The organism is Stenotrophomonas sp. GD03794, assembly GCF_029842145.1.
Classification (GTDB): Bacteria; Pseudomonadota; Gammaproteobacteria; order Xanthomonadales; family Xanthomonadaceae; genus Stenotrophomonas; species Stenotrophomonas riyadhensis.
The window spans coordinates 1-5290 of sequence record NZ_JAOCFV010000100.1; the positions used below are offsets into that span (position 1 = coordinate 1).

Annotated in this window: 7 protein-coding genes; 1 reads left to right on the forward strand and 6 read right to left on the reverse strand. The window is 67.3% G+C overall.

Translation table 11 applies throughout. The features are described from left to right. Window positions 1-404: 404 nt before the first annotated feature. The 6 genes from N5D91_RS24155 to N5D91_RS24180 all read right to left on the reverse strand — a co-directional run bounded on the left by N5D91_RS24155 (window position 405) and on the right by N5D91_RS24180 (window position 4311). On the reverse strand, window positions 405-857 hold the full coding sequence (locus N5D91_RS24155) for a hypothetical protein (protein WP_180854622.1): 453 nt from the start codon (window positions 855-857) through the stop codon (window positions 405-407). Then, the gene (locus N5D91_RS24160) at window positions 854-1057 is read right to left on the reverse strand and encodes a PspC domain-containing protein (RefSeq protein ID WP_010484929.1); all 204 of its coding nucleotides are present in this window, start codon (window positions 1055-1057) and stop codon (window positions 854-856) included. Before N5D91_RS24160 ends, N5D91_RS24155 begins: the two co-directional genes overlap by 4 nt. A gap of 65 nt (window positions 1058-1122) precedes the next feature. After that, entirely contained in the window at window positions 1123-1497 is a 375-nt protein-coding gene (locus N5D91_RS24165) for a YfeK family protein (RefSeq protein WP_049444649.1), read from the reverse strand. Window positions 1498-1548: 51 nt separating this feature from the next. Beyond that, window positions 1549-2616, reverse strand: coding sequence for a class III poly(R)-hydroxyalkanoic acid synthase subunit PhaC (locus tag N5D91_RS24170; protein ID WP_049444628.1), 1068 nt, complete (start codon window positions 2614-2616; stop codon window positions 1549-1551). After that, window positions 2613-3674 carry a class III poly(R)-hydroxyalkanoic acid synthase subunit PhaE gene (gene phaE / locus N5D91_RS24175; protein WP_180854623.1) on the reverse strand — a complete coding sequence of 354 codons (1062 nt, stop codon included), beginning with the start codon at window positions 3672-3674 and terminating at the stop codon, window positions 2613-2615. Before phaE ends, N5D91_RS24170 begins: the two co-directional genes overlap by 4 nt. A 22-nt stretch (window positions 3675-3696) precedes the next feature. Then, complete coding sequence (locus N5D91_RS24180) at window positions 3697-4311, reverse strand: CDP-alcohol phosphatidyltransferase family protein (RefSeq protein ID WP_180854624.1); 615 nt, start codon at window positions 4309-4311, stop codon at window positions 3697-3699. Window positions 4312-4655: 344 nt separating this feature from the next. Between N5D91_RS24180 and N5D91_RS24185 the strand changes: the two genes are divergently transcribed. Beyond that, window positions 4656-5290 (forward strand): class I SAM-dependent methyltransferase (locus N5D91_RS24185; RefSeq protein WP_279922772.1); only part of this gene is annotated, 635 nt, incomplete at its 3' end.

A 5290-nucleotide genomic window follows, 5' to 3' on the forward strand; every position in this document is an offset into this window, starting at 1 on the left:
CCCCGACCGACCCCCGACAGTTTTCGGGCACGTCCAGCCACGGAAAAGAAAAAAGAAGACCAAAAGCAAAAGCGGCCTGGCCGGCTCGCTTTTTGTAGAGCCGAGCCCATGCTCGGCTGCTTTCAGGCCAGTCCGCGAAGCCGAGCGCGGGCTCGGCTCTACACGAGCAAGCGCAGCGCGCGACCCGCTTTTGCTGTTCTTTATTCTCTTCCGTGGCTTGGCGCGCACGGAAATTGTCAGCGGCCGGGTGGGTGGGGGTGGCGGGGTATCCGCGGCATGGATGCCGCGGCTAAGCCCCCATGGATGGGTTCACGGCGTCCCCGCCAGCCCCACCCACCCGGCCAGCCCCCAGGAAGCAGGCATTCCGCGACCAAGCCACGAGGGGCTGCGCCGTCGGCTGGAAACTACGGCCACCAGCCGTGCCCGAACCGGGCGAAATGATCGGCCGCGCGCTCGAATGGATTGCGCGCACTCACCCCGCCGCACAGCAGGTACACCGGCAGGTACAGCGGCCCCAGCACCATGTACTGGTACACGTGCGCGCGTTCGTGGTCGTCCAGCCGGATCAGCGGCTCCACGCCCCACCCCGCCTGGTGCGCATAGGTGCGGCAGGAAATGCCCAGGTCCTGCCCGGTGTGCAGGATCACATTGCCCAAGGTGATCGCCCCACCCGGCCCCCACGGCCAGCGATCGAACACCAGCGCACAGTCACGGCTGCTCCAACGCAGCGTCGCCCCGCCAAGCATGCCGGCCAGCCCGCCGATCACACCGAACAGGGAATTGGGTGACGTCCACACCGCGCCCAGCACCTGCAGCGCGCGCAGCCAGACCGGCCAGGGCTCTGGAACGGTCTTCAATCGGCCTCGTTCGGCATCAGCAGCCACAGGATCAGGTAGACCAGGATGCCGGGGAAAGCCGCCGAGCCGATCGAGACCAGCACGAACACGATCCGTACCAGCGTGGGGTTCCAGCCGAAGCGGTGGGCGATGCCACCCATCACGCCGGCAATCATGCGGTCGTTCAATGAACGTGACAGCGTGCGCGGCGTGGTGTTCATGGCAGTCCTCCAAGGCTACGGGAAAAAGCAGTCGAGCATGGCTCGACTCTACACCGCCCCCATGTCTACGGCGTGCGGTGGCGCAGGGCCTGCAGGCGTGCGCCGAACCAGGCAGCTGCGGTCTGTTCAGGCTGCCCCGGGCACTGGATGCGATAGGGCTTGCCGCTCATGCTGCTCTGGCTGGCGGCGCGCTCGATGAACTGCTCGGCGCTGTCCACCATGTCCTTCTTCAGCAGGTAGTCGTACTTGCGCTGCAGGTGCGCGCGCGCATCGCTGCCGTCGTACCAGCTGCCATTGCGCTGGAACCGGCATTGGGAGCCGTCCAGGCTGGAGATCAGCTGGGCGATCTCCCGCCGTGCATCCGCACTGGGTGCGGCCTGCGCAACAGGGGCAGCCAGCAGCAGCGTGGCAAGCAGCAACGAAATCCTTCGCGACATCATCATTCTCCATGCAGTCGAGCATGGCTCGACGCTACAAAAACGAAGCAGGCCTTACGCGTCGCGCGCCTTCAGCCAGCCATCGATCGTGGCCGGCACTTCGCGCTGCGCGCGGCCGGACACGTAGATGCCGATATGGCCGCCACGGAAACTGGACTCGGTGTAGTCCTCGGTGCCCAGGCGTCCACGCATCGCGCGCGAGGCATCCGGCGGCACCAGATGGTCCTGCTCGGCATAGATGTTCAGCACCGGCAGGGTCACCTGCGACAGATCCACCGCTTCCTCGCCGATCCGCACCGTGCCGTTCATCAACCCGTTGCCCTGGTAGAACTGCTTGATGAAGTCGCGGAAGGCCTCGCCCGCCAGGTCCGGTGAATCGAAGATCCACTTCTCCATGCGCAGGAAATCCTCCAGCGCCGCCTTGTCATCGAGGATGTCGAGCAGGCCCACGTACTTCTGCACGTTCAGGCGGAACGGCTTGAGCATCAGGTAACTGGCATTCATCAGGTCGGCCGGGATGTTGCCCAGCGTGTCCACCAGCAGGTCCACGTCCACCTGCTGCGCCCAGTGCGAGAGCATGTTGTCGGCGGTGTGGAAATCGACCGGGGTGACCATGGTGATCAGCTTGCCCAGCTTCTGTCGGCGCAGCGCGGCGTAGCACAGCGCGAACACGCCGCCCTGGCAGATGCCGAGCAGGTCGACCGGTCCACCACTGCGCGCGCGCAGCGCATCGACCGCGCCATCGATGTAGCGCAGCAGATAGTCCTCCAGGGTCTGGAAGCGCTCCGAGCGATCCGGGTAACCCCAGTCCAGCACGTAGACGTCCTGCCCCAGCGCCAGCAGCTTCTGCACCAGTGAGCGATCGGCCTGCAGGTCGACCATGTACGGCCGGTTGACCAGCGCGTAGACGATCAGCAACGGCGTGCGGCGGGTCGGTGCCTGTTCGCCGACGAAGCGGTACAGCACCACCTTGCCGTCGCGCCAGACTTCCTCGCGGGCGGTGACGCCATAGTCCACGTCTTCCACCTGCGGCAGCAGCTTCAGCCCTTCCATCAGCTTGCGCTGCATGGCCAGGGTTTCCTGCATCAGGTCATCGGCGTTGAAGCCCAGCGGTCCTTTCATCGGTCACGCGTCCGCGTGGAAGTACGGGGCGCTGCCTTTGGTGCCGCCTTTTTCGCAGCCGCCTTCTTTGCCGGCGCGGCCTTCTTCGCGGCCTTGCGCGCGACCGGCTTCACCTTCGCCGGCGCCGGCTGTGCCACCGGATCGACCTCGCCCGCACTGGCCATGGCCACCACCTGTGCCTGCAGGCGACGCAGGCTGCGCTCCAGCTCGGCGATGCGGCGGTGCGCGGCGTCCATCTCGCTGCGGGTCGGCAGGCCGATCCGTTCACTCATCTGTTCCACCTCGCGCTGCAGGCCGGCGCGCAGCCGCATCTGTGCGTTGCCCAGCGCGGCGTACACCTGCTGGAACGGCTCGGACATGGCGACCTTGGCATAGGCCTCCTCGGCCACTTCGATCCACAGGTCGAACATCGCGCGGGCGCTGGTCAACTGGCTGCCCGGCTGCTCGTGCTCGGCCAGGCGCTGCTCGAACAGCGCGAAGGCCTCGTCCAGCGCCTGCTTGATCTGATCGACATAGGCGCGCGAATGCTGCTGGTATTCCTCCTGCGCCCGCAGCAGCGCCTGCCAGCGCGCCTGGTGCTCACGACCGGGCCCGAACGCCGGGCTCTGCAGCCACGGGCCGGCCTGCAGCTGGAACTGCTGCAGCCAGGCGGCAAACTCCGGTACAGCGGCGCCAGCGTGGGTGCTGCCACGGGCCCCCTGCAGCATCCACTGCAGCATGCCATCGCCCTGCCCCTGCACCGCCTCGCGCCAGGCCTGGGCCACGTCGGCGCTGCTGGCGTCGCGGCCGGCGAAACGCGCGGCGACTTCCTGCATGGTGCCGTACCAGCTGCCCGCCTGTTCGCGGAAGCGGCGCACGGCATCTTCCGGCGCACCCTGCCCCTGTTCGGGCAGCAGCTGGCCCCACCAGTCGAACAGCCGTTGCCAGCTGCCAGGGTCATCGCCAGCCGGCGCACCGGGCGTGGTCGCATGGCGCAGGGCATCGCCCCAGGCGCCGAAGTACTGCCGGGCCAGGGTTTCGAAATCGCTGCTGCCGGCGTCGTGGGCCGAGCTGGTCATCGCAGGCCTCCGCAGGGCTGGCTCATGGCTTGGGGATACGCAGGGTCTTGCTGATCATCAGCGATCCGGACAGGGCGAACAGCAGCACCATCGGATGCAGCTGCCACGGACCGATCTGCCACTGGCCGAACCAGATGTCCCGACCGATGGCGCCGGTGCCGGCAGCGATCGCCAGCACGATCACCAGCACCAGGCTGGTCGGGATCGGGGTGCCCTCGAAATACGTGACCTTGCCCTCGTCGCCGGCCAGTGCCTCGGCGGTGACGTTGTAGCGCGCCAGGCGACTGACACCGCAGCAGACGAAGTAGCTCAGCACCAGCCAGTCCCAGCCGCCCTGCATGCCGCAGGCGTAGGCCAGCGCCGCCGGGGCCACGCCGAAGGAGATCACGTCTGACAGCGAATCCAGCTCGCGGCCCAGGGTGGAACTGGACTTGCGCCAGCGCGCGATGCGCCCGTCGAGGGCGTCGAAGATGAAGGCCAGCGGGATCAGTGCCATGCCGAACAGCAGGTAGCCGTGCTCGCCGTCCTGCAGGAAGCGCATCGCGGCAAACACCGCACCGGTGCCGCAGAAAGCATTGGCCAGGGTGAACCAGTCGGCCAGCTGGAATTCGCGCAGCATCGAGAAGTGACGTTTCATGGGGTCTCACGGAGCATCAAGGCCCACAGGTTACCGCGAGCGCCGCCGCTGGCGACAGCGGCGGCAGGGTCCATCCTTCACCGCTCCCTCACCCGCCCTCACCAGCGGTGAATTTTTCGCCACCCATCTTGACAGCCTAGGGGGGTGGCGCCTGTCGCGGCTTATCCACAAAGTTGCCCACGCGTAATCCACACCCCCTGTGGACAACCAGATCTCACCGACTGCGACGCTGGACATTTCCTCATCACCCCGCAGCGGGGTTTCCCTACTTCCCAAGCCACAACGTCAGCGCTATGGTCAGCGGCGGACCCGCCGCCGCCACGTCCGAAACCCTGCAACGGACGATGATGATGCTGGATGCTTCCACTCTGGCCGCGCAGCTGCGGCAGCCCCAAGGCGAGGCCGCGCTGGCGGTGGCCGACTCGATGAACCGCAGCAATGGCGCGCTCAACCTGGCCGCGATCGGGCTGCTGGCCGTCGGCACTGGCGAACGGGTCCTGGAGATCGGCCCCGGCAATGCGGCCTTCGCGCCGCTGATGCTGCAGGCCACCGACAGCCACTATCTCGGTATCGAGCTGTCCACTGCCATGGTCGAGGCCGGCAACCAGCGCCTGGCCAGCGCCAGGTTGGCCGAGCGTGCCGCGATGCGACACGGCGACGCCCATGCCCTGCCAGTCAGCGATGCCGCGATGGATGCGGCGCTGGCGGTCAATACCCTGTACTTCTGGCCGAACCTGGCCCCGGTGCTGGACGAGTTGGCGCGGGTGCTGCGCCGGGGCGGCCGCCTGTGCCTGGCCTTTGGCGATGCCAGCTTCATGCGCAGCCTGCCATTTGCTGCCGACTTCCAGCTGCATGAGCTGGACGCGGTGGAGCTGGCGCTGCGTGTGTCGGGCTTCCGCGTCTCGGCCTGGCGCAGCCACCGCGAAATCGCGAGCGGCAATGACGGCCAGACCCGCGAAAAGCACTTCCACCTGCTGCT